Source organism: Arthrobacter sp. UYP4 (assembly GCF_057291175.1).
This window is the reverse complement of record NZ_JBXAVU010000001.1, coordinates 159,901-182,717: the sequence shown is the minus strand read 5'-3', so window position 1 is coordinate 182,717 and position 22,817 is coordinate 159,901. Positions and strand designations below refer to the sequence as shown.

At 68.3% G+C, this 22,817-nt stretch carries 25 protein-coding genes and 1 tRNA gene; 14 read left to right on the top strand and 12 right to left on the bottom strand.

What is annotated here, in order from left to right:
* The first annotated feature begins 111 nt into the window (after nt 1–111).
* The 3 genes from AC0Z9V_RS00775 (at nt 112) to AC0Z9V_RS00765 (ending at nt 1,959) form a co-directional block, all read left to right on the top strand.
* Nucleotides 112–465 (top strand): hypothetical protein, encoded by a 354-nt coding sequence (locus AC0Z9V_RS00775; RefSeq protein WP_133081743.1) that lies wholly within the window; start codon nt 112–114, stop codon nt 463–465.
* 205 nt (nt 466–670) lie between these two features.
* A complete protein-coding gene (locus tag AC0Z9V_RS00770) occupies nt 671–1,045 on the top strand; it encodes a hypothetical protein (RefSeq protein ID WP_485140416.1) in 375 nt (124 codons plus the stop codon).
* 68 nt (nt 1,046–1,113) lie between these two features.
* Nucleotides 1,114–1,959 (top strand): HNH endonuclease, encoded by an 846-nt coding sequence (locus tag AC0Z9V_RS00765; protein ID WP_485140415.1) that lies wholly within the window; start codon nt 1,114–1,116, stop codon nt 1,957–1,959.
* Between the two features lie 31 nt (nt 1,960–1,990).
* On the opposite strand, the gene AC0Z9V_RS00760 is transcribed toward AC0Z9V_RS00765, so the two are convergent.
* A complete protein-coding gene (locus AC0Z9V_RS00760) occupies nt 1,991–2,644 on the bottom strand; it encodes a M23 family metallopeptidase (protein WP_485140414.1) in 654 nt (217 codons plus the stop codon).
* An 89-nt stretch (nt 2,645–2,733) separates the two neighbouring features.
* Here AC0Z9V_RS00760 and AC0Z9V_RS00755 point away from each other — a divergent pair, with 89 nt between their 5' ends.
* From AC0Z9V_RS00755 to AC0Z9V_RS00745, 3 genes are all read left to right on the top strand, one after another.
* Nucleotides 2,734–4,218, top strand: coding sequence for an MFS transporter (locus AC0Z9V_RS00755; RefSeq protein WP_485140413.1), 1,485 nt, complete (start codon nt 2,734–2,736; stop codon nt 4,216–4,218).
* 126 nt (nt 4,219–4,344) lie between these two features.
* Entirely contained in the window at nt 4,345–4,722 is a 378-nt protein-coding gene (locus tag AC0Z9V_RS00750; protein ID WP_133081739.1) for an ArsR/SmtB family transcription factor, read from the top strand.
* A complete protein-coding gene (locus AC0Z9V_RS00745) occupies nt 4,719–5,645 on the top strand; it encodes a cation diffusion facilitator family transporter (RefSeq protein WP_485140412.1) in 927 nt (308 codons plus the stop codon). Before AC0Z9V_RS00750 ends, AC0Z9V_RS00745 begins: the two co-directional genes overlap by 4 nt.
* A 55-nt stretch (nt 5,646–5,700) precedes the next feature.
* Here the strand turns inward: AC0Z9V_RS00745 and AC0Z9V_RS00740 are convergent, their stop codons facing one another.
* The 4 genes from AC0Z9V_RS00740 to AC0Z9V_RS00725 all read right to left on the bottom strand — a co-directional run bounded on the left by AC0Z9V_RS00740 (nt 5,701) and on the right by AC0Z9V_RS00725 (nt 10,243).
* Nucleotides 5,701–8,163 carry a right-handed parallel beta-helix repeat-containing protein gene (locus tag AC0Z9V_RS00740; RefSeq protein WP_485140411.1) on the bottom strand — a complete coding sequence of 821 codons (2,463 nt, stop codon included), beginning with the start codon at nt 8,161–8,163 and terminating at the stop codon, nt 5,701–5,703.
* 275 nt (nt 8,164–8,438) lie between these two features.
* Nucleotides 8,439–9,032: a methyltransferase domain-containing protein gene (locus AC0Z9V_RS00735; protein ID WP_485141257.1), complete on the bottom strand. Its 594-nt coding sequence runs from the start codon at nt 9,030–9,032 to the stop codon at nt 8,439–8,441.
* Nucleotides 9,033–9,071: 39 nt separating this feature from the next.
* The gene (locus AC0Z9V_RS00730) at nt 9,072–9,293 is read right to left on the bottom strand and encodes an SAM-dependent methyltransferase (RefSeq protein ID WP_485140410.1); all 222 of its coding nucleotides are present in this window, start codon (nt 9,291–9,293) and stop codon (nt 9,072–9,074) included.
* 125 nt (nt 9,294–9,418) lie between these two features.
* Nucleotides 9,419–10,243: a GAF and ANTAR domain-containing protein gene (locus AC0Z9V_RS00725; RefSeq protein WP_485140409.1), complete on the bottom strand. Its 825-nt coding sequence runs from the start codon at nt 10,241–10,243 to the stop codon at nt 9,419–9,421.
* 382 nt (nt 10,244–10,625) lie between these two features.
* Here AC0Z9V_RS00725 and AC0Z9V_RS00720 point away from each other — a divergent pair, with 382 nt between their 5' ends.
* Both AC0Z9V_RS00720 and AC0Z9V_RS00715 read left to right on the top strand, forming a co-directional pair.
* On the top strand, nt 10,626–10,880 hold the full coding sequence (locus AC0Z9V_RS00720; protein WP_133081734.1) for a hypothetical protein: 255 nt from the start codon (nt 10,626–10,628) through the stop codon (nt 10,878–10,880).
* A gap of 151 nt (nt 10,881–11,031) precedes the next feature.
* Nucleotides 11,032–11,688, top strand: a complete 657-nt coding sequence (locus AC0Z9V_RS00715; protein WP_485140408.1) for a PAS and ANTAR domain-containing protein — start codon at nt 11,032–11,034, stop codon at nt 11,686–11,688.
* 149 nt (nt 11,689–11,837) lie between these two features.
* On the opposite strand, the gene AC0Z9V_RS00710 is transcribed toward AC0Z9V_RS00715, so the two are convergent.
* Entirely contained in the window at nt 11,838–12,812 is a 975-nt protein-coding gene (locus AC0Z9V_RS00710; RefSeq protein WP_485140407.1) for a DMT family transporter, read from the bottom strand.
* Between the two features lie 72 nt (nt 12,813–12,884).
* Here AC0Z9V_RS00710 and AC0Z9V_RS00705 point away from each other — a divergent pair, with 72 nt between their 5' ends.
* Nucleotides 12,885–13,814: a LysR family transcriptional regulator gene (locus AC0Z9V_RS00705; protein ID WP_485140406.1), complete on the top strand. Its 930-nt coding sequence runs from the start codon at nt 12,885–12,887 to the stop codon at nt 13,812–13,814.
* A gap of 238 nt (nt 13,815–14,052) precedes the next feature.
* Here the strand turns inward: AC0Z9V_RS00705 and AC0Z9V_RS00700 are convergent, their stop codons facing one another.
* Nucleotides 14,053–14,787 (bottom strand): NADPH-dependent F420 reductase, encoded by a 735-nt coding sequence (locus AC0Z9V_RS00700; protein WP_485140405.1) that lies wholly within the window; start codon nt 14,785–14,787, stop codon nt 14,053–14,055.
* Nucleotides 14,788–15,085: 298 nt separating this feature from the next.
* Between AC0Z9V_RS00700 and AC0Z9V_RS00695 the strand changes: the two genes are divergently transcribed.
* The gene (locus tag AC0Z9V_RS00695) at nt 15,086–16,618 is read left to right on the top strand and encodes a DHA2 family efflux MFS transporter permease subunit (RefSeq protein ID WP_485140404.1); all 1,533 of its coding nucleotides are present in this window, start codon (nt 15,086–15,088) and stop codon (nt 16,616–16,618) included.
* Between the two features lie 58 nt (nt 16,619–16,676).
* On the opposite strand, the gene AC0Z9V_RS00690 is transcribed toward AC0Z9V_RS00695, so the two are convergent.
* A complete protein-coding gene (locus AC0Z9V_RS00690; protein ID WP_133081728.1) occupies nt 16,677–17,066 on the bottom strand; it encodes a MerR family transcriptional regulator in 390 nt (129 codons plus the stop codon).
* 143 nt (nt 17,067–17,209) lie between these two features.
* On the opposite strand from AC0Z9V_RS00690, the gene AC0Z9V_RS00685 reads away from it, so the two are divergent.
* The 4 genes from AC0Z9V_RS00685 (at nt 17,210) to AC0Z9V_RS00670 (ending at nt 20,385) form a co-directional block, all read left to right on the top strand.
* On the top strand, nt 17,210–18,538 hold the full coding sequence (locus AC0Z9V_RS00685; RefSeq protein ID WP_485140403.1) for an NtaA/DmoA family FMN-dependent monooxygenase: 1,329 nt from the start codon (nt 17,210–17,212) through the stop codon (nt 18,536–18,538).
* A 400-nt stretch (nt 18,539–18,938) separates the two neighbouring features.
* Complete coding sequence (locus tag AC0Z9V_RS00680; RefSeq protein WP_485140402.1) at nt 18,939–19,463, top strand: hypothetical protein; 525 nt, start codon at nt 18,939–18,941, stop codon at nt 19,461–19,463.
* A gap of 134 nt (nt 19,464–19,597) precedes the next feature.
* The gene (locus AC0Z9V_RS00675) at nt 19,598–19,870 is read left to right on the top strand and encodes a hypothetical protein (protein WP_485140401.1); all 273 of its coding nucleotides are present in this window, start codon (nt 19,598–19,600) and stop codon (nt 19,868–19,870) included.
* 167 nt (nt 19,871–20,037) lie between these two features.
* Complete coding sequence (locus tag AC0Z9V_RS00670) at nt 20,038–20,385, top strand: hypothetical protein (protein WP_133081725.1); 348 nt, start codon at nt 20,038–20,040, stop codon at nt 20,383–20,385.
* Nucleotides 20,386–20,498: 113 nt separating this feature from the next.
* On the opposite strand, the gene AC0Z9V_RS00665 is transcribed toward AC0Z9V_RS00670, so the two are convergent.
* The 4 genes from AC0Z9V_RS00665 to AC0Z9V_RS00650 form a co-directional block, all read right to left on the bottom strand.
* Nucleotides 20,499–20,574: transfer RNA gene (locus tag AC0Z9V_RS00665), tRNA-Ala, on the bottom strand.
* A 95-nt stretch (nt 20,575–20,669) separates the two neighbouring features.
* Nucleotides 20,670–21,350 (bottom strand): histidine phosphatase family protein, encoded by a 681-nt coding sequence (locus AC0Z9V_RS00660; protein WP_485140400.1) that lies wholly within the window; start codon nt 21,348–21,350, stop codon nt 20,670–20,672.
* Nucleotides 21,347–21,757, bottom strand: coding sequence for a ribosome silencing factor (gene rsfS / locus AC0Z9V_RS00655; RefSeq protein ID WP_133081723.1), 411 nt, complete (start codon nt 21,755–21,757; stop codon nt 21,347–21,349). The genes AC0Z9V_RS00660 and rsfS overlap by 4 nt, the downstream gene beginning before the upstream one ends.
* A gap of 27 nt (nt 21,758–21,784) precedes the next feature.
* A complete protein-coding gene (locus AC0Z9V_RS00650) occupies nt 21,785–22,813 on the bottom strand; it encodes a hypothetical protein (protein ID WP_485140399.1) in 1,029 nt (342 codons plus the stop codon).
* Between the last annotated feature and the right edge of the window lie 4 nt (nt 22,814–22,817).

The window sequence follows — 22,817 nt, the reverse complement described above, 5'->3', positions numbered from 1 at the left end:
CAGGTCACGGGCCGCTAACAACTTCGCATCCGGGTTGCGGCCGGCTTGTCGCCCGGAACCACGCCTGCGACGCTGGGATCTCGAGGGACGGGACGATCATCGGGGGACGACATGGCGAACAGTTGGGACGACGCAGGGGTGCGCCTGAAGGAGGACGCCGCTCTGCGGGCCTGGGACGCGTCGGCCGCCGAGGACCCGGGCACCACCGCCCTCGACCTGGCCCATGCCGTCCTCTTCGGGAAGGCCCAGGCCGCGCTGGAAGCCGTCGCGGCGGGTGGTGTGGGGCTCACGACCGATCATGCGAGGGCGTTGCATTTCGCCAACGAGATGGCGCAGCTGCGGCATTACGGTCCGCTGACCGCCGTCGATGACGGCCTGCCGGTCCTCGCCCCCGGAGTCCGCGCCATCATCGCCACGTTCGACGCCCATGGCGTGTGGGACGGCCGGCCCGCCTGGAACCTCTGACCTCCGTCGGGGAGCGCTGCCGACGGATCCGAAAGTCTTTCGTCCCGTGACCCATCCGTCCGGGATGCAGGTCCGAATGCATGTCGGTCGGCGTGCTCCTGCGCGGGCTGCCGCCGGCGAGCGGCCCGGCCGAGATCCCCGACAGTACTGTGAGTTGCCGCTCCGAGGTCGCCTGAGGCGGTTACCCGATTTGGATGCACACGTGATGCCCCGATGCACGGACCAGGCACCGGGCAGGACCGGCGAGGGGCGGCTCTCGGTGACCGCCCTGCCCTTCATGCTCTGCCTGCGCTGGCAGCCGCGGATCATCATCGACCGGGAGGACATCACGGTCGCGGGATCGGCGATCGCCGCATCCGGCCGCGGCGGTCTTCCCCTGCTGGTCGAGGTCTCCGCCCTTCGGGAGGTCACCTGGGCAGCGAGGGAGCTCGTCCTCGCCTACGAGCATCCAGCACGGATCGCCATCCTCGGGTACGACGACGTGGACCGCGTCCTCATGGCGTTCATGGTCAGATCGGCGACGAAGACCCGATTCTTCCTGGACCGGGACGCCGCGGTCCGTTGGTTGCTGCGGGCCTGACGCCCGACGAACCACCCCGGCCGTCCTCCGGACCCGTCCGGGCGCCCGGTCGTGGCACACTCGATGGCATGGCGGCACTGATCATCGGGTGGGACCCCGGGCAGCCGGGGTGGACCGGCGTCTACGCGGCGGACGTCGAAACGGTCCGGAGGACCGGCGTCATCCGGCAGGAGTGGCAGGTCCCGGGTGACCCCGCCCTGGTCGAGGGCCTGGACGTATGGCTGCTCGCGGTGGGCGCGCGTCCCGCCCAGCACGGCCTGATCGGACACGGCACCCTTGCCGCAATCCGCTCTCCGACGTGCTCGGAGGCCGGGTCGGTGGAGATCGACGTCGATCTCGACCTCCTGCTGCCCCGCGGCGACCAGGTGCCATGTGCCGACGTCGCCGGACGGCTACCGGATCTCCGCACCGGAGAACCCCCGGTGCGATTCATCGACGGTCCGGCGGAACTCGCCGTCCGGATGCTGTGGGCGGAGGCCAACCCCCCGGACCGCGCGTCCCTCGACCCGCTCCCCGGCGCCCTGCCCGCGTCGGCCGTCCGACGCGTGCCGGTCAACGGGTTCGAGCGGGACCGGGACCTGCGGCGCGTCGCGATGGCCCACCGGGGTTCTGTATGCCATGCGTGCGGGCTGGATCCCGAACAGGTCTACGGGATCGAGGGCCCCGCGGTGATGCAGGTCCACCACATCACGCCGCACGCGCACCTCGAGGCCGGGTATGAGGTCGACCCCCTCGTCGACCTCATACCCCTGTGCCCCACCTGCCACGTCGTGGCCCACAGCCGCTGGCCCGAGCCCTACGGCGTCGAGGACATCAGGACGATGCTGCGTGGGGCGGGATTCCTGCGCGGATCGGTGCTCACCCCGGAACAACTCGAGTCCGAGGCGGCTGCGGCGCGGATCCTCGGCACCTGACCCCGCTACCGCGCGTCGACCGATGACCGGCTCAGGGGACGACGACGATCCGGTATTCGGCGGGGAGTTCCGGACCCGCGGCGCCCTCGAAGGCGATGGGCAGGCCACGGGCGAGCGGCCAGTCGATGCTGTCGGTCGCCTGGACGTGCACATGCGGTTGTGTGCTGTTTCCGGAGTTCCCGCACTCCCCGACCACGGCACCGGCGGTCACCCGGTCGCCGCGCCGGACAGCGAGCGAACCCTGGCGCAGATGGGCGACGAGCACGAAGGGGCCGCCCGCGGCGAGGGCGATGACGACGTGATTGCCAGCAATCGCACCCGCACCGTCCCGGAGACGGCGCGGTTGGCCCAGCGCGTAGGCGAGCAGGTGGAGCTGCGACCGGCGGGCCTCGTGGTCACTCTCGCCGTCGTGGGCGACGACGACGACGCCCGTGCAGGGTGCCAGTACCGGGACCCCGAACCCGAAGAAGTCCTCCGGCGGTTCCGTCGCGACGAGCGCGCGCCAGCCCCAACCGGCCGTACGGTGGCGAGCATCGACGGGCACGAGGTCGATGGCGCAGGTGGTCCCCATCCGATCGGTGCCGTGACTGGGTACCCTCCGGGCCGGGCTGTTGCGGACCAGGAGGAGGCCCCGGAGGGGATACCGCAGAAGGACGGGATGCTGCTCCGGGGCATTCGGCGCCACAGTACGGTCCTCCTTCGTCGTCCCGATACGTCCATCCTGCCCTGCGGCAAGCGTTCCCGTCCCGGTTCATTCTCAGTACACTGGGGCGCATGACCGGGCAGGAACCGGTCCCGCCGGGGGCCGCTGCGGTTCCGCATGGCAGCACGGGCCTCTCCGAGGACGTCGCCGTCCCTTTTCGGCAGCCCGGCGACTCCGAGGACCGGCCCGACAGCGAGTCGCTCCACACGTCCGTCCGCAGTCCGGCGGAGCGGTCCCGCACCTTTCTGCGCATCCTGGTGAACACCGGGGTCGCGAACATCACGACCAGTTACCTGTGGTTCGCCCTCACGTTCTGGGCCTACCTGCAGACCCGCAACGTGATCGCCACCGGAGTGATCGGCGGTGCCTACATGCTGTTGATCGCCCTCTCCAGCATCAGCTTCGGCACCTTCGTAGACCGCTACCGCAAGCTGGCCGTGATGCGCTTCGCCGCCGGCTTCACGCTGGTGATGTTCGTGCTGTCCGGAGGGATGTTCCTGCTGACGCCCGCCGCCACCCTGCTGGATCTGCGACAGCCGTGGTTCTGGGCCTTCACCCTGATCATCCTGATCGGTGCCGTCGTCGAGAACATGCGGAACATCGCCCTCGCCACCACGGTCACCATCCTCATCGAACCGGACCGGCGGGCCAACGCGAACGGGCTGGTGGGCATGGTGCAGGGACTCATGTTCATCGTGACCTCGGTGCTCTCCGGGTTGTCGGTCGGGCTGATCGGCATGGGCTGGACCATCGTCGTCGCCCTAGTGCTCACGGCTCTCGCGTTCGCGCACCTGCTCACGCTGCGCATGCCCGAAGAGGTGCGCGCGGCCGCGACGGACGCCCACGGCGGCTTCGACCTGCGTGGCTCCTTCGCTGCCGTCCTGGCCATCTCAGGCCTGTTCGCGCTGATCCTGTTCTCCACGTTCAACAATTTCGTGGGCGGCGTCTACATGGCCCTGATGGACCCCTACGGGCTGGAGCTGTTCCCCGTGGAGCTGTGGGGGACCTGGTTCGCGGTCGGCGCCACCGGGTTCCTGGTGGGCGGCGCCCTGATCGGCAAGTTCGGCCTCGGAGCCAACCCGCTGCGCACCATGCTCATCGCCGTCGTCCTGATGGGCATCGTCGGTGCGGCCTTCACGGTGCGCGAGTGGGCGTGGCTGTACGTCGCCGGCATCTGGCTCTACCTCGTCCTGGTCCCCTTCGTGGAGGCCGCCGAGCAGACGGTCATCCAGCGGGTGGTCCCCCTGCAGCGGCAGGGGCGTGTATTCGGATTCGCCATGGCGTTCGAATCGGCGGCAGCGCCCGTCACCGCGTTCCTGATCGCGCCGATCGCGCAGTTCTGGATCATCCCCTATGCACGATCGGCCGAGGGCAGCTCGCACCTCGCCCCCCTGCTGGGCGAGGGCACCTCCCGGGGCATCGCCCTCGTGTTCCTGGTGGCGGGGATCATCATCATCGCGGCCGCGGTGCTGGCGTTCCTGACGCCTGTCTACCGCCGGGTCTCGGAATCGTATGCCCGGACGACCGCCGAGGGTGCGGAACCGTCGCAGGAGTAGTCGGGTTCCGGCGTGGAGCAAAGTGCTCCGGCACGGGACAGGCGGAACCCCGACCATCCCGGCCGTCGCGGCTGCAGACGGACCCGACGCTTCCTTCCGATCGATCGATGCCGATATAATCGTTGGATGGCGATGAATTACGATCTGCACCAGCATGACGCGGTCGCGCGGTTGTTCCGTGCGCTGGCCGAGCCTGCCCGGCTGTCCCTGGTGCATTGCCTGGCGGACGGCCCGCACCGGGTGGGCGAGCTCTCCGCGCATCTCGGCCTGGCCCAGTCCACGGTGTCGGCCCATCTGGCGGTCCTCAAGGGTGCCGGCCTCGTCGAGGCGGCCCCCGACGGTCGTGCGACCCTGTACCGGCTGGCCACCTCCGGCCTCGATGAACTTTTGCACGCCGGCGAACGCCTGATCGATCCGCACGGACCGGACCAGGATCCGCTCGACCACCATGCGGCATCAGGGACGGACCGGGACTCCGCCCGCCTGCCGGGCGGTGGGCGATGAGTGGCAGCCACAGCCACGGCCACAGCCATGGGATCGGCACTGCTCCGACCGCCGGCGGATCCCACCGGCGACGGCTGATCGGGGCACTCGCCATCACCGTATCGGTGATGCTGATCGAGGTCGTCGGCGCACTCGCGTCCGGATCGGTGTCACTGCTGGCCGATGCCGGACACATGCTCAGCGACTCGGCGGGTCTGGCGATCGCGATCGTCGCCACGGGCCTGGCGGCCCGACCCGGGACCGAGCGCCGCACCTTCGGGTGGAAGCGCGTGGAGATCCTCGCCGCCCTCGTGAATGGCCTGGTCGTCGCTGTCATCGGGGTCCTGATGCTCATCGAGGGAACCAGGCGGGCCCTGGGCCCGGCCGACGTCGACGCACCGGTCATGCTGGTGGCGGCCGCACTCGGCCTGGTCGCGAACATCGTCGCCCTGCGCCTGCTGGCGGGCGGGCAGAAGGAGAGCCTCAATGTCCGCGGCGCCTACCTCGAAGTGCTGGGTGACCTGCTGGGCTCCGCCGCGGTGATCGTCGCCGCCCTGGTCATCTGGTCCACCGGGTTCCTGGCGGCGGACGGACTGGCCGGCATCGCCATCGGCCTGCTGATCCTCCCGCGCGCCTACGGCCTGCTCAAAGCCGTGGTGCTCGTCTTGCTGGAGGCAACCCCCAGTGACACCGACCTGGCCGAAGTGCGCCGACACATGGAGGAGGTCCCGGGCGTGGTGCTGGTGGAGGATCTGCACGCCTGGACCATCACCTCGGGCCTGCCCGCACTCACCGCGCACGTACAGGTCGACGACGACGCCTTCGACAACGGATCCGCCCCCCGGATCCTCAGCGACCTCAACACGTGCATCGGCGACCACTTCGACATCCGCCACTCCACCCTGCAGCTCGAGCCCGCCTCGGGCCGCCACAACCACTGCTGACGCCCGGGCCCGCCGTCAGGTCCCGGCGTCGATGGTGGCAGCGGCCGGACGTGCGTCAGCCGGCGGCGGGTCCGGTCAGCAATGTCCCTGAAGGAAGCCGCAGGAGGCCGGCGATCCGGGCGGGAAGCGGCTGGGCGACGGCCGCCGATCGCGCGCTGTCACTCACGCGGAAGGTGGCGGGGTCGGCGACGGCTCCCCCGGTCAGTTCCGTGTCACTCCTCCCCTGTCCCGTCGCGGCCCTGAACGTGTCGAGGGTCGTGAAGACGGCCGGGTTGCCGGCGCCCCGCGACCAGACCACGAGCCAGGTGGGAGCGGACACCGTCGCGCGGTGCAGGACGTTGCCCGCCGTCGTCACGCCCATGGCTTCCGCCGAGAACTGGCCCGAGTAGTCCTCGACGCACAGCAGGCAATTGCCGGTGGTACCGCTGATCACGTTGTTGCGGACGGTCACCGGACCGTTGATCCAGGTCATCGTCGGATCAGGGAACGCCTGGCGAGGGTCGTGGCCCGGTGTGCCGCGGTCCGCGGCGCGTCGTGCGTCCTGGACGATGTTGACGGGTCGCCCGTTGCTGATGAACGAGTTGTTCCAGACCTCGACGTCGCTGGTGTTGTTGATCTTCAGGCCGTGGCCCTTGTTCCCGGCGATGACGTTCCCGGCGACGACGGCACGGGCTGAGATCTCGACCGAGATCCCGTGGCCGCTGTTCCCGGTGATCCTGTTCCCGGACGCGGTGAGATCGACCACGGACTCGTCGAACCAGAGTCCGGTGCCGTTGTTCGCGGTGAACGTGCTGTCCTGGACCTGCACGGTCCGGGTGCGGCCGATCTTGAAGCCACCCGCCACCGGTGCACTGTTGAATCCCTCGGTGTTGTTGTCCGTCACCTTGAGGTTGGTTGCCGACAGCCGGTCGGCGTACGTCGCGGACGCGCCGAGCATGCCGTTCTGCGTGAGCGTGATGCCCTTCAGGCGGACGTCCGTCCCGGATACCGCGAGTCCGGTCGTGGAGGTCTGCTCGATGACGACGTTCTCGACCGCGATGTTGCTGCTCTCCAGGGTCACTGCGGCCATGTGCGGCACGGAGGGTGAGAAGCGGCGGACACCGATGCCCTTGAGCTCCGAGCCGGCGGATTGCACCGAGATGGCCTTGGCGATCGAACCGGCCCTGACCTGCCTGCCGGCGGGGTCCGATCCGAGGAAGAGGCGGTCAGCGCCGTAGTCGACGTAGAAGGAGCCGGCGGTCAGGTCGGCGAGGGATCTCACCTGGCGCTGGGCCGTGCCGTCGATCCACACCTGGTCCGGGTGCGCGGCCATGGGGCGGCTGGGGTTGACGAAGGACCAGCCCGGCTGGGTGCCGTCGGCGCTGCCCCAGGTGTATGTCGGGCTCGCGTCGAACTCGGCCGTCCAGCCGTCGACGACGAAGGCCCTCCCCTCGGGCGTGAAACCGGACACCAGGACGCTGCCGTCGAGCCACACCTCCTCGTGAGGGAACGCCTGGAGCGTGATGCGCTTGGTGGACGGGATCTTGACCGCTTCGAGGTACGAACCGGCGCGGAGGACGATGGTCTGCCCGCTGACGGCCTTCGTGACCGCGCCCTTGATCGTCTTGAGCGGTGAGTCCTGCGTGCCGCGCGCCGTGTCGCTCCCGTTCCCGGCGACGAAGATCGCGTCCGCGGGGACGGGGTACGACGTCGTGCCGACGGGGGCGGAACCGGACGCCGCGACTGCGACCGGAGCGGGGACGACAGGAGCAGGTGCGGGAGCCGGAACGACAGGTGCCGGGGCCGGGGCGGGAACGACCGGAGTCGGGGACGGTGACGGGGACGGCGACGGGGACGGCGTGGGAGCCACCGTCGGCACCGGGGTCGGGACCGGTGTCGGCGCGGGCGTCGGGGTCACGACCGGTGCAGGGGCAGCGGTCGTCGGCGCGGGCACCGGAGCCGCGGTGGGGGCCGGAACAGGTGCCGGAGCGACGGCGGTCTGCGCCCAGAACTTGGCGCCTTCGTCCTTCCAGCCGGCGGCCTTGAGCTTCGCCTGGTCCGCCGGTGATGCGGAGAAACGGTGGAGGGCGCCCTTCTGGTAGCGGCGCACCTCGAGCCCGCAGCCGACCTTCGTCGCGGAGGCGTAGAACTCGATCTTCTGGCTGACATACCCGTACCTGGTCTGTGCGTTCTCGTACTCACCGACGCCGGCAGTATCGGCGACGAACAGGAAGTCACCACCCTTGTACATCCGATGGACGGGCACCAGTCCGGGCCTCGCCGCCGGGGAGACCTTGAAGACGACACCGCGCTTGTCGGTGAAGCCGTTCCTGGTGGCCGCGCTGGTCACCTCGGTCGACGACGTGGTCAGCAGGGAAGCCCCGGACGTGGGGTTGATGCTCTGGTGGACGCTCTGCGTCATCGGCGTGCAGACGGTCGTCGCCGCCGTGGCCGGCAGCGCCACCCCTGCGAGCAGGGGCAGAACGGCGGCCGTGACAGCAGCGGCCGCCACGGATCGGCGGAGGTGGTTCGTGAACAATCTCGGTCCTTCGTACGGGCAGATGGCGTCTGCAGTCCGGGCCCTGTCCAGACCGGGGCGACCCCGGGGCCTGTCATGCCTGTGTGCGGCCTACTATCGGAACGCTCGGCGCCGTCGTTAGGATCCGTCGGGACCCGGGTATCAGAGGACCGGACGGGTACCATGACGCCGGGCAGCCGATCCAGGGCCGGCCTCCTCATGCGAACGGTCGCACGTGCGTGCTCGCCCGGAGGAGCGCCGGCGAACAGTGGCTCGTGCCACGTCGGTCGGACCGTTCAGCGTGATGCTCCGCCGTCCTCCGCCTTCGTCAGCGTGAAGATCCCGTAGCGCATGGCACCGGTGCGGTAGGCCAGGATCAAGCGGGGCACACTCAGGAGGAAGATGCGATTCCGTCCACCGATCGCGAGACGACGGGTCTCACGATCGACGAGCAAGGCCTTCGCGATGCGGCGGGCGCAGATCGACCATGTGCGCGCGACGTTGCGGCTGACGTCCTCGTAACCGGTGACCGCGAAGCCCGCCGCTCGCGCCATCGCCTCGTACTCCTCGCGCGTGCCCATGGAGGGCAGACGCCCTTCGCGGCAGATCGGCTCGAGCAGATGGCGGACCTTCACGTCGCTCGCGTCGGTCTCGGCGAGCCACGCGCAGACGACCAGACGGCCGCCGGGTGACAGGACACGATGCGCCTCGGCGAAGAACCCGGGCTTGTCGACCATGTGCTCGCTCGACTCGATCGCCCAGGCCGCGTCGGCCGATGCGTCGGCCAGTCCGTTGACGAGCCAGTCACGAAGCGTGATCTCCACGTCGGGGACGGGATGTGCGGCGGCATAGTCGACCTGCGCGGCGGAGAGCGTGAAGCCGGTGACGATGACCTGGCGCGTCGCCGCGAGCCGCCGTGCGGTGGATCCTTAGCCGCAGCCGATGTCGACACACCGCTCGCCGGGCGAGAGATGCAGCCGGTCGCCGACAGTGTCGACGAGCGCCTCGACGGCCTCGGCGGGCGTCTCGCGCCCTGTCGTCCATAGCCCGTGATGGACGTGCTCGCCCCAGACGCGACGATAGACCGGATCGAGCTCGTCGTAGTGATCCGCGACGGCGACGGCGTCCTGGGAGATATCGGGGGCGATCACGCGATCACAGTACAGCGGTGATGCATTCCACCGGAAGGTCCCGGCTCGCGACGCGTCGCTTCCGGTGCGCGGTGAGGGACACCAGCGCGGCCGGACCGCCGTCGCAGACCCGACCACCTGCCCGATCAGTGCTCGAAGTGTGTGACCGGTGCCTGCCCGCTGACGGAAGCGACAACGGCCGCAGCCAGATCGCGGAGCTTCCTGTTCCTGGCGCTGGCGGCGGCTTTGAGGATGGTCATCGCCTCATGCTGACTGCACGTGTTCTGGGACATGATGATTCCGGCCGCGAGATCGATCGTCGTCCGCGAGGTCATCGCGACCGTCAGATTCTGTCCCGTGTCGGTCAGGTGCGCGATCCTCACGGCCAATCGCAACCCCTGGGATGCTTCGTCGGCGAACTGCTGCGCCAGGGCGATCCGTTCCGGTCCGAACGCATCCGGTGTGTCCGCGTACAGGTTCACGGCGGCCGCCGCTTCCCCGCTGAGGAGGACTGGTACGGCGAGGATCGATCGGACACCGTGGGCGTGGGCCAGGGTGAAGTACTCCGGCCACCGATCGTCGTCGGCGACGTCGCGCACGTACACGCGCATCTCGGTGCGGGTCGCTTCCAGGCACGGTCCGTTCCCGGACGCGTTCTGCAGTTCGTCGAGCCGCCGGGCGACCTGGTCGCTGCTGGCTGCCGTCCCCTGCTTCCTCGGACGCAGCAGGGTCACTCCGCATCGGACCGTGGAGTCGTGCCCGGAGAGGCGCTCTGCCGCGAATCGGGCGAGATGGGTCAGGAATTCCTCGACGTCGGGGCTGTCCAGGACCAGGTTCTGCAGGACGACGGACGTCTCGCCGGTCCCGTACTCGGTCTCCCCTGTCCCGTACTCATCGGGACGATCGTTCGGTGTTCGCTGGGAGGTCGCGTCACGGTGAGTACCCGTTGCAGCAGTCTCGCGGTTCGTCATCAAGGAAATCAACCTCGCTCGGCAGTCATCGGCAGACGGCGCATGAACCCATCTCTATGGGCGCACGCGCTCGTGCACTGCCGCTTCTGCTCAACGACAACTCACAACCCTACCCCCCCACCTCTGCCCCATCCGGAGTCACGGCGCATTGTGCTGCGGAGGCGCTTGTCAGTCGTCGGACTCGATCCACGTCACGTCCTGGTCACTCGGTGCGCCGAGCTCAGGCCTCGTCCGGTCCGGGACCCCCCATCCGCACCCGGTTGCGGCGAGGCACCCTGCACGACGATGAGAATGCAATGCGGGGACCGAGGATGGCACGCGACCGGCAGGTGTACGCGGATGGGTCTACGGTGGAACCACGACCTCGTGAGGAGGGGCAGTGATGGGCAAGCCGATGAACGCCGCCGAGCATCACACCGCGCTCTCCGACGCCGCTCACCTCATCGGGGTGCAGCCCTATGCTCTGTGGCTGGACTACTTCGGACTGTGCGGAAACCTCACCCCCCTGGACATCGAGGCCTACATCTGTGGGCTTGCCCCTCTCCCGGCAGCGGACCGGTCCATCCTGGAACAGGCGCTGTGGGAGCTTGATCCCGTCCTCTACGGTCTCGCCGTCCATGCGACCCGAACCTCCTGACCCTCCCGCCGGAGGAAGCTGCTCGTCCGCGCATCGATCTGCATCCCGGGCAGGTGTAGGTGGACTCTCGTGTCGGTGAGGCTTGCTACTCTTCGGTACGAACAGAGTTGAGCAGCCAGCTCTGCGACGTCCCGTAGAGAGCCGTCTCCTCGTGCAGTCATCCAACCCGTCGCCTCCGACCCGTCGGGGCTTCGACGCGCCGTCCGACATCTTCGAGAATTGCCCGACAGGCACGTTCCAGTACATCTTCGCCACCGATACCTTTCACTGGTCCGACGAGATGTTCCTCATGCACGGGTACGAGCCCGGCGAGATCGTACCGACATATGAGCTCGGTCAGAGCCACGTCCACCCGAGCATGCGTGAGAGCAGTGCTGCGTTCTGGGCCGAGGCGACCGACCTGGACGGCCCACTGTCCGCCTATCTGACCCTGCAGGACCGCAACGGCAAGGACTTCCAGACGCTCGTCGTGGGAGGGCCACTCTTGGAGGACGGGGAACGCATCGGCGTGTGGGGCCTGCTGATCGACCTCACCCACTCCATCCACGCCGATTCCCACCGGCTCGCGAACGAAGCAGTCGCCGCTTCGGTCGCCAAGCGCAGCACCATCGACCAGGCCAAGGGGATCCTCGCCGGCCGCATGGGTATCAGCCTCCAGGATGCGTTCGACGTGATGAGCCAGCACAGCCAGGACACGAACCGGAAGGTCAACGCCATCGCCCAGGATGTCGTCGAAGCGCTTGGACAGCGACTCACCCACCAGGTCGACGGCAGGGAGCAGGCCCGCAGGTTCCTGCGCTCCCTCTGACCACCCTGGCGCCCGCCGAGAGGTTCGACGCGTTCGGATCGGTTGCTCCGGGAAGGCCGGCACCACGCTGCCCGCCGAGCGATGGGCCGCCGTGCCGGGCATGCGCGGGCGTCCTGGACCATGCACGGAAGCGACGGCGAGCCGGACTGTCATGGGTAGACGGGCACCGGGACGTGTGGTGTCCGGTGGCGGGCTTCGGCGCGTAGTCCGAGGTAGGTGCCGGTGATGATGAGGACGGCTCCGATGATGCCGAGGACATCGAGTGCTTCCTGCCCGATGCTGAGTCCGACGAGGACCGCCCAGATGGGTTCGGTGCCCATGAGCAGACTGGCCCTCGATGCTGAGGTGTGCTGGATGGCCCAGGTCTGCACGAGGAACGCGAACACACTGCAGGCGAGTCCGAGGTAGAGGACGCCGACCCACTCGCCGGTATCGAAATGCCGCACGGCGTGGAGCACGCCTCGATAGTCGGCGAGGGTGTAGATGAGGGCGCACACCGCGCTTTGAGTCAGGGTCAGCATGAGCGCGCTGAATCCGCGTCCCCGGGTGAGGACCGAGACCGCGGTGACGTGGACAGCGCGCACGAGTGCGGCCGCGAGGACGAGCATGTCCCCGAGCGTCGGTGCCACGAACCCGTCCCCGGAGACGAGGAGACACACGCCGACGACCGCGACGATCCCGGCGATGAGCACCATGCGCGGCAGTGGTACGCGGAACGCGATGCTCTCGGTCACAGGGGTGAACACGATGACGAGACTGATGACCAGCCCGGCGTTCGTGGCGCTGGTGCCGGCGATCCCGTGGGTTTCCAGGATGAGCACAGCGGCCTGGGTGCATCCCAGAACCGCACCGACGACCGTTTCGCGGCGGGAGGCCCTACGCCGGTTCCAGAACAACCAGAGTGCCACCAGGGCCACGGTGGTGATGAGGAAGCGCAGGGAAAGGATGACCGTGACCCCGACGGTCTCCGTGAGGGTCTTGGCCGCGAGGTAACTGCTGCCCCACACGAGAGCGACCAGCAGCAGGAGCAGATCCACCCGGCGTGCAGCAACAAACCCCCCGAACGTGTCTCGATGACCGGCGAGGACGGTTCCCGGTGTCCGGGACAGCAGTGATGACAGCACTTCGCCATTCTGCTGGTCGAACATCGGTAAGACGAGAGGGTAGTTGATGAACTAGGGGTTTAGGATTCGCTTATGGATCTTCACCAGTTGCGGCTGCTTCGCGAGTTGGGCGAACGGGGCAGCCTCGCCGCGGTGGCCCGGTCCCTCCATGTCTCGGCGTCCGCGGTGTCGCAACAACTCACTGCCCTGCAACGCAGGGTCGAGGTCCCCCTGACCGAACGCAAGGGACGGAACCTTGTCCTGACAGGCGCCGGCCGGGCCCTGGCATCAGCTGCGGTGGACATCAGTGTCGCGATGAGCTCCGCCGAGCAGGCCGTCAGCCGGTACGTGCAGGACCCCACCGCGACGGTGAGTATCTCGGCGTTCACCAGTGCCGGCCTGACCTGGTTCGGCCCCCTCCTCCACGCTCTGTCCGCCGACGGGAACCCGCGGGTGGTCCTGCACGACAGGGACGTGGGACAGGACGCCTTTCCCGCCCTCGCCGCCGACTACGACCTGGTCATCGCGCACCGCCTCGAACACAGCAAGCCGTGGCCGGACACCATCTCCGTCCTACCCCTGGTGCATGAACCCCTGGACGTGGCCATGTCGGACCGACACCGGCTCGCCCTCGCCCCCAGTGTGGGTGTCGCAGACCTCCTCGATGAGGAGTGGGTGTCCGTCCAGGACGGATACCCACTGGAGTCCGCCCTGCAAGCCATCGCCGTTCATGCCGGCAGACCCCCGACGGTCACGCACCGCATCAACGAGTTCCTCATCGCGGCCGCAATCGTCTCGGCCGGTTCTGCGATCGCCCTGATGCCCCGCCGCACCGCACCGCCACCACTGGGCAGCGGGATCGTCCTGAAATCGCTCCACGACCTACCCCTCGCCCGGCACGTCGACATCCTCTGCCGCCCCGAAGCCCTCCACCGTACTGCCGTCCGCACGGTCGTCACCACGCTCCAGAACCACGCGTCCGGTGGTCCTGACCAGACGGGCTCTCGCGCCTCCGCGTCATGATCCGCGAAGTCGTCGGCAACGCAAGGATGAACCTCCTCCGCCTCGACGACATGGAGAAGGCATTCCCCGGCTTTCTCCCCGCCGTCCTCGCCGGCTCAGCCACCGTCGGCTAGAACACGACGTCCTGCACTGACGCTCGAGCGCGACCTCTCCGCTGCATCCTGCTACCCAGCGAGCCTCCCGTACCTCCGGCATACGAGGTGCCCCCTTCCCAGGGGCTCCGACCCGTCCCCCGCGCTCATGCGTAGATGGATCGGTTGAGGGCAGCGATCTCCTCGGAGGTCAGTGATTCGAACTTCTCCCCGATGGCCGCCATGGCCTGGTCACGTCGAGCGGGCAGGAGGTCCTTCTGGGCCCGCGCGAGGGCTGCCGGCAGCTCGTCCCGGGTCAGGGCGGTGCAATAGGCGGGGGTGCCAGGCTGCTGGCGCCACGACTCGGAGAGAGAGCCGGCATCGACGGCATCGAACCCCGTGTCCTCCACCAGGCTCATCGCAGCCCGCTTGCCGACCGCATCGTCACCTGCGACAGGAATGGCGAGGCGGCCTGCCTGCCCTGCCGGTCGTCCTTCGGTCTCGAAGGTGCCCGAGAGGATCGCGTTCCAGGCCTTCGTGACGGGGCGCCCGATCTGTTCGCCGACCCACAGACCTTCCACCTGCCCGCTGTCGAGGGCTTCGATGTGGCCGTCGCGCAGCGGGTAGTAGTTCGACGTGTCGATGATGACCGCGTGCGCGGGAAGCCCCTCGACGAGGGCGCGGATGCCCGTCATCCGACGGAGTGGAATCGACGTGACGAGCACGTCGACGTCCCGGGCGACGTCGGCCGATGCGACCGCAGTCGCCCCTGTCACCAGGACGGCCGCATCGATGGTCTCCGGGCCGCGGGAGTTGGCGACCTTCACCTCATGCCCTGCCTCCGCGAGCTTGCGCGCCAGCGTCGAACCGATGAATCCTGCTCCGAGGATGCCGATCTTCATGAATGTCCTTCCATCGAACCCATTGTGGGTTCCCAGTCTCCAACGTTCCACCGATGGCAAGGTCAAATCGTGGCGACGGCGAGCGCCCGCCAGATGTCGTGTGACGAGTGTCTCAGCCCTCCGGATTTGACCTTGCCACTAATGAGAAGGTTGCACGATAGGACGTGAGGCTCCGCCAGGCCGCGTTCCGCGCAGCCCAGAAGTACGCCGCGAGCGGCCGACCGCTCACGCGCACTCCCTGCGCCACCGCCGTCGACGAGCCTCGTTCCGACCCCTTCGTCATGACCAGGAGAACCCCGTGCCGGGATCGACACCGAATGAGACAGCCCTGACCGCACCCCACCCACTCCCCGACGCCGCAGCCGCCTACACGCCTGACGCAGGCCCGGATGAGACCATGCCTGCTGCCGGCGCTCCTGGTGATCGGATGGCGCCCGGAAGCGCGATGATCATCGGTCTGCTGATGGTCTCGGCGTTCGTGGTCCTGCTGAACGAGATGATGCTCGGCGTCGCCCTGCCGACGCTGATCGCGGACCTCGACATCACCCCGACGACGGGTCAGTGGCTGACGACGGGGTACCTGCTGACCCTGGCGGTGCTCATTCCGGCGACGGGGTTCGTGATGCGCAGGTTCACCACGCGTGGGATCTTCCTCGGCTCGATGTCGCTCTTCCTTCTCGGCACGGTCATCGCCGCGGTGGCTCCGGGCTTCGGCGTGCTTCTCGCCGGCCGGATCATCCAGGCGATCGGTACAGCGGTGTTCGTGCCCTTGCTGATCACCACGACCATGCGCCTGGTGCCGGCGTCGCGGCGGGGCAGGATGATGGCCCTCGTCACGGCGGTGCCCGCCATCGCACCCGCGGTCGGACCCGCAGTCTCGGGAGTGATCCTGTCCCAGCTCTCCTGGCGGTGGCTGTTCCTCCTCATGCTGCCCATCGTCGTGGTGGCACTGGCGCTGGGCGCGCTCAAGCTACGGAACGTCACCACACCCGAGCGGGTGAGCCTGGACGTGGTGTCCGTGCTGCTGTCCGTCGTCGGGTTCGGCGGGCTGGTCTTCGGCCTGGCATCGATCGGCGAATCGGTCTCCGGCCACGCACCGGTCGCGCCCTCCATCCCCATCCTCATCGGCCTGGCCGGCGTGGCGGCCTTCGTCCACCGGCAGGTGAAGCTGCAGAAGAACGGGAGTGCATTCCTGGACATGCGGATCTTCTCCACCCGCGCCTACGTCATGCCGACGATCGTGATGACGTTCGTCGCGCTGAACGGCTTCGGCGTGGTCCTGGTCCTGCCGCTGATCCTAACTGCCGTCCTCGGACTGGACACCCTGCAGATGGGCCTGTTCCTCTTCCCGGGCGGGGCGATGATCGCGATCGTCTCCGCACTCGGCGGACGCATCTACGACAGGGTAGGGCCCAAGCCACTGGCGATTCCCGGCTCCATCATCTGGGTGGGGACTATCTGGTTCCTCACGACCATCGACGAGAACACGAGTGTGTGGCTGGTCCTGGGCGTCTACCTCGTCATGACCGGAACGCAGGCACTGATGTGGGCGCCGATGACGACCTCCGCCCTGGGCTCACTGCCGGCGGAGCTCTACCCGCACGGCACCGCAGCGTTCTCCACCGTCCAGCAGTTGGCCGGCGCGGCGGGAGGCGCGATCCTCATCTCCGCCTTCACCATCGGCGCGAACGCTCCTCAGGCGGGTGCCCTCAGCGCCGCCCAGAGCATCGACGCCGGACAGGCCGCCTTCACCGTCGCTGCGATCCTCGCCCTCGGCGCCGTCGTCGGCGCGCTCTTCGTCAGCAAGGCCCGCACCACCCATGACGAGTGATCCGCGTGGATCCCACGAAGACAGCGGACCACCGGCCCCGTGCTGTGTCAGCGCAGGCTCACCCTGCTCTGAGCGGCCGCTCCTGGGAGCCGGCCTCGTCGATGGCCTGGATGTACCGGGTGATGGAGTCCCGGTTGTGGGTGAGGAAATCGATCTTCTCCGACATGCGGTCCCGCTCGGTCACCAGCAGCTCCCGCAATCCGGGCTCGGCGTTCCTCACGACGATGGTCTGCGGCTGGTCCAGGCAGGGCAGGATACTCGAGATGATCCGCGTCGGGATTCCCGAGTCCACCAGCCCACGGACCTTCTTCACCCGGTCCACCAGGTAGTCGTCGTACGTCCTGTACCCGTTGTCCAGACGCCGGGGCGAGATGAGGCCCTGCTCCTCGTAATACCGCAGCATCCGGGCAGGAACGCCCGTCTTCTGGGCGAGCTCGCCGATACGCATTGGACCTCCGGGACATGTGATCGGAACCGCCGATTTGACCTTCACATTAGTGGCAACGTTGACACTTATCAAGATGGCCGGAGCGACCAGCACGCGCTACGAGCATCAGGCATTGGTAACGACCACGTGTACGAGGAGAACCTTTGAAGAAGTCGCAGATGATCCTGGGTATGCACCTGGGCAACGGCTACGGGTCCCAGAGCTCAGCCTGGCGGGCCCCCAACGTGAACCCGGCGAACTATGCGAGCTTCGACGCGCAGGTCCGGTACGCGCAGGCCGCCGAGCGCGGGAAGTTCGCCTTCCTGTTCCTCCCGGACTTCCCCGGACTACAGGCCGACGTGGATCATGAAGCACCGCAGATCACCCTCGATCCGATGATGACCCTCGCGGCGATCGCCCGGGCCACAGAGCGCATCGGGCTCGTCGCCACCGGGTCCACGACGTTCAACGAGCCCTTCAACATCGCCCGGCAGTTCAAGGCCCTGGACGTGATGAGTCACGGACGCGCCGGATGGAATGCGGTCACCACCAGTGATCCCAACGCGGCAGCGAACTTCGGCCAGGGCATCGCGCCCCGGCCGCAGCGATACCAGCGTGCCCACGAGACTATCCAGATCACCCAGGCCCTCTGGGGTAGCTGGCAGCAGGACGCGTGGATCAAGGACCAGAAGACCGGGCGGTTCGCTCACCCCGACAAGATCCGGCCCATCAACATGCAGGGCGAGTACGTCGCCTCCCGCGGACCGCTGCCCATCCCACCGTCCGAGCAGGGCCAGCCCGTCATCTTCTCCGCCGGAGGAGGCGCCAACGGGCTCGAGATCGCCGGACGCTACGCCAACGGCGTCATCGGCGCCACATTCACCATCGACGACGCCCGCAGGCAACGCCAGGCCTACCGCGACGCCGCAGCGAAAGCAGGGCGGAACCCCGACGAGATCAAGTTCTTCGCCGGAGTCATGCCCGCCGTCGGCAGGACCAGACGCGCAGCCCTGGACCGGCGCGTGCAGCTAGCAGAGCTCACGGCAGCATCCCGCGTCCCCTACCTCGGCTCGATGCTGAGCCTCCAGCTCGACCCGAGCCAGCTCGACCAACCCCTCACACCCGCTCAGCTGGCTGCTGCCTCAGCGAGCCCATTCGATCCCCGCTCCCCACGAGCCCTGGAGGTCGCACGCGAGGGATGGACGCTCCGCGACATCCTCGCCCACGGCGTCATCGACTACCACCCCACCCCTGTCGGTACCGCATCGGAAACCGCGGACCACCTGCAGGAATGGTTCGAAGCCGGGGCCTGCGACGGATTCTGGGTGTCCATCGACGTGAACGAGGACGGCATCGACACCTTCGTCGACGAAGTTGTCCCCCTCCTGCAGGAGCGCGGCGTCTACCACCACGACTACGACGGCGCCACCCTCCGCGACCACCTCGGCGCCCCCGCCCACTACGGACTCGACCCCCGCCTCGCCCTCCAGTAACGACCGACAGGAGCGAGTGAGACAACGGACGTCACGTGGAGACCCGACTATCACCCGGAGTTGACGGTGTCGATTGGCGAGCTCACCTCACGACCACCTGAGGCGGGCGGAGCCGGGGGTGAGTCCTGTCCTGCGTCCTCGTCCCGACGTCGATTGGTCCGTGGGCCAGCTGCCTGGACGCCAGCGGTACGAGATCGTCCGCCCCTGGGATACGGGCTGTTGCTGGTGCGCACAGGACGTAGTGGGCCGGGAGATGCGGGTATCCGGCTGGCCGGGTGGGGTGGGTGGTACTCGTGCGCGCTGCAGGTCTCCCCCGTAGCTTCTACAGCATCAGGGCGCCCACGCCGGCTCCCGTGCACGGGAGTGCCGGGAGCGTCCCTGTTCGACAGTCCCTCTCGGAATGGAGCTCGATGCCTACTTCACTTGTGCTGTCAGGACCTTCTGGGCGGGAGCAGGGATGAGGATCACCCTCCTGGCGGACTCCTGCACGACGGGCTGGCTGAACTGGGGCCATGGTGAACTGCGGCTGACGCCGCATCACGTGGTGCGGATCGGTCGGCGTGAGCTCACCCTGAGGTCCGCCGTGAAAGGTGGTGCGATGGGCGGTGCCGTCGCTGCGGCAGGAGGTCTGGGGCTCCTCGCAGTGCAGGCGGCGGGCAAGAAATTCGCCAGTGGTCGACCCGCACCAGGCGCGGTGGTCGTGGTCGAGAAGGACACCTGGGAGGGCGAGCTCGACGGTCAGCCGAAGGCCTTGATTCTCGGCCGCGACGATATCGACTCCCTCGACTATCGGCACGGAATCAGCTCTTCCCGCCTGCACATCAGGATGACCGACGGACGTGAGCACAAGCTGCTGTGGTTGCCCAATCCTCATGCCGGGAATCTCCTCGCCCACGCTTTCGGTCCCCGGATGCACCGATCGTGACGGGCAGCGTAGCGGCACCGTTCCACGGACACCGTGATCGGCCGGAATTCGGTTCCCATCAGTACAGGCTGCGTTCACGCCGCTGACACGCGATCTCCCGATGGCTGTCAGCATCCCTGCCTACCGTCGGACCCATGAGCTTCGATCTCGATCTTCGTCCTGTTCACGCCCTGTCGGTCCTCCCTGCAGGATCGACCGTCCACGCAGCAGGACGTTCGCGTTCCATCACTGTCGGGCTCCGACTGGCCGAGGCAGTCCACGTACGGCAGGCCCTGCACAACACGGGTCTGTCCCCGTCGGACTATCGCCGAGTCCTCCGGCAGTTCCTCGGCCGCGACGTCGAATCCCTGGTGCAGATCGATCGTCATGAACTGCGGCCCTTGCTGCGCCGGTTGGACTCGCTCTGACTGCTCTCGAGCGGAATCGTCAACCGGTGGGAGGTCGCGTTCCGTCCTACGTCCCGGGCACGGGCACGGGCAGCGCCGTCGGACAGGGTTGCCGGGTCGGGTGGGAGGGTGACGCGTGCACCGTTCATACCGTTGCTCGACGCACAGCTCGAGCGTAGGTTGACTGCATGGATCGAGCCCCTGCGAGTCGGTTGCCGGTCGTGCCGGTCGTGCCGGTCGTTGCGCCGGTGCTGGCCCTGGGTGGTGGGGCCGCTCTCCTGATGGCCGAGCGGATCGGTTTCATCAGTGAGGCGGCCGAGCAGGTCTCGACGCTTCTGTGGCTCGGAGGGTGGGTGGTGATCGTCTGGGCACTACTGCTCCTGGGTGCCCAGCTGGTGACGCTGGGCGTGCAGCTTCACGCTCATCGGTCCGTCAGTCGCTGGGACGCTTGCAGTGTCGGAGCGACGACCCTCCTTCTTGGCGTGGTGATCGCGAGTCATCCGCTGTGGGGAACAGGATCGGGCGTCGGAGGCTGAGGGCATCACTCGAACAGGACCTCGTCGGGGATGGCAGAAGGAGTGCATCCCGTAGTTCAGGGCAAGAAAAAAACCGCTGGAATCAGGACCTTCACCCTGATTCCAGCGGTTCGTGGTGGAGCTAAGGGGATTCGAACCCCTGACCCCCTGCATGCCATGCAGGTGCGCTACCAGCTGCGCCATAGCCCCGTGCCGTGCTGCTCCAGGAGGCCTTCACCCCGCCGAAGCAACTTGACCAGTCTAGTAAATTCTCGCGACTTCGCCAAATCGGCCGTTCGGGCATCTCAGCCCTCCAGGGGCTCCACGGGAAGCGACCCCAGACCCACGTTGTGCTCGGTCAACTGCCACGAGAACAGCGCTCCGGATCTGCCGACAACCTCGTGCACCTCCGACCAGTGGCAGTTCGAGAGTCCCGCAAGGGCACCCCAGCGCTCCGGGGGCAGCCCCATCAGGGCGGCCAGGGCTGCCCTGATCGCTCCACCGTGGCTGACGACCACGAGGGTCTCCGACGGCGCGATGCTGGCGACGGCATCCGTCACCGCGGCGAGCATGCGCTGTCCCACCTCGATCCGGTTCTCCGCACCACCGGCCCGCACTTCGGGGTCTCCCCCGCGCCAGGCGGCGTTGTCGTCCGCGAACTGCTCGTTGATGGCGGCGAAGGACAGTCCCTGCCACTCGCCGGCGTCGGTCTCACGCAGCCGCACGTCGTAGGAGACGTCCATGCTGCTGAGACCGGCCAGTGCGGCGGCGGTGTCGGCCGCGCGCCGCAGGTCGGACGAGATGATCATCGAGGGCTGCCGCGTGACGAGGACCTCTGCGGCGCGCGCAGCCTGCTCACGACCCGTGTCGTCGAGGTCGATGTCCTCCTGGCCCTGGAACAATCCGGACCGGTTCCACTCCGTGCGCCCGTGGCGCCAGAAGATGATCCGCCGGGCCGCCGGATGGGTGTGGGGGTTCCGCGTCACTCCGCGGCGTCGTCGGCTGCTACGACCTGTGGTGAGGTCTGCAGCTCACCCTCGAGCTGGAGGTCCACGGACGGGCAGTCCTTCCAGAGCCGGTCCAGGGCGTAGAACACCCGGTCCTCCTCGTGCTGGACGTGGACGATCACCTCGGCGTAGTCGAGGAGGACCCAGCGGCCCTCACTGCGCCCCTCACGCCGCACGGGCTTCAGGCCCTGCTTGGACAGTTCCTCCTCGATGCCGTCGACGATGGCATTGACCTGCCGCTCACTCGGCGCGGACGCGATGACGAAGACGTCCGTGATCGCCAGCCTGTCGCTGACGTCGAGGGCGACGATATCCTGGGCGATCTTGTCCGCCGCGGCGTGCGCCGCGGTGCGGGCAATGCCGATGGACTGTTCGGTAGCGCTCACTGATCTCCTTGTGTGGTGCCAGCGGTTTCACCCATTGAGGGAGCTGACGGTCATTATTATCCCGGTTACGAGCGCTGCTGCGCCCACCCCGAGCAACGAATACTGGATATAGCGCAGCCGGCGCAGCCGTCCGAGGCCGGCGGTCATGGCGTCGAGTGGCTCCAGGCCGAACGCGCTCCGGGCCCCGATCGGTTCCGTCGGGCCGCCGTCTAAAGAGCTTGCAGACACGCCCTCGCCCGTGGCGGGGTTCCGCTCGGGACGTGGGATGACCACCGGTATCAGCGAGGTCGACGGCGCCCGCAGGACGGATCGCGTGCCGCCCGGAAGCCGGACGAACTCGGGTGGCGCGACGAACGAGAGGTTGTGTGCCGCGGTCGGATCATGGGGGACGGACGGCTGCGGCGGACCCTGCGCCGCGACCTCCTGGATATTACGGGCGCGGGCGTTGAGGGCAGCCGCCCGCTCGGCCAGCGCCTGCTGGCGTGCCAGCATCGCGGGGTCCACGGAGAACGGGTCGTCGGTGGCCGCGGCCTGCAGGCCGGCCGCGTGCGCGGCGGCGTCCTCGATCAGCGCGTTGCGCCTGGCGAGGGCCTCCTCGATGCTCATGTCCTCGACGCGGCGCGTATCCGTCCCCCGGGAGGCCGTATCGGCGAGGGGTCGCCGCGCGCCGTCGTCCGCCTGTGCCTGCTGCTGCCGACGGCGGTCCCTGCGCCCGCCCGGCAACGGTTCGGTGGAGCGCACGGCCAGGGACGCACCATAGCCGACGGCAGGGCCCGCCGCGTCCAGCCGGACCGACGGGTCGACGGCGACCGCCGACACGCCGTCGGCGGTGGGGGCGACAGCCCTGCCCTGCGACCGCAGCAGCCTCAGTTGCCTGCGGGTCGGTAGTTCGACACGCACACCCTCGAGCAGGGCGGCCTGGTGCTCGGCCAAGGCGCGCAGGGCCCCCAGCGCTTCCCGGTTCCGTGCGGAGATCTCCGACTCCTGCGCTCCTGGCGCTGGACGGTCGGTTCCCTGCGACCCGGCCGTCCGTACGGCGTCCTCTGCCTTGCTCATCGCT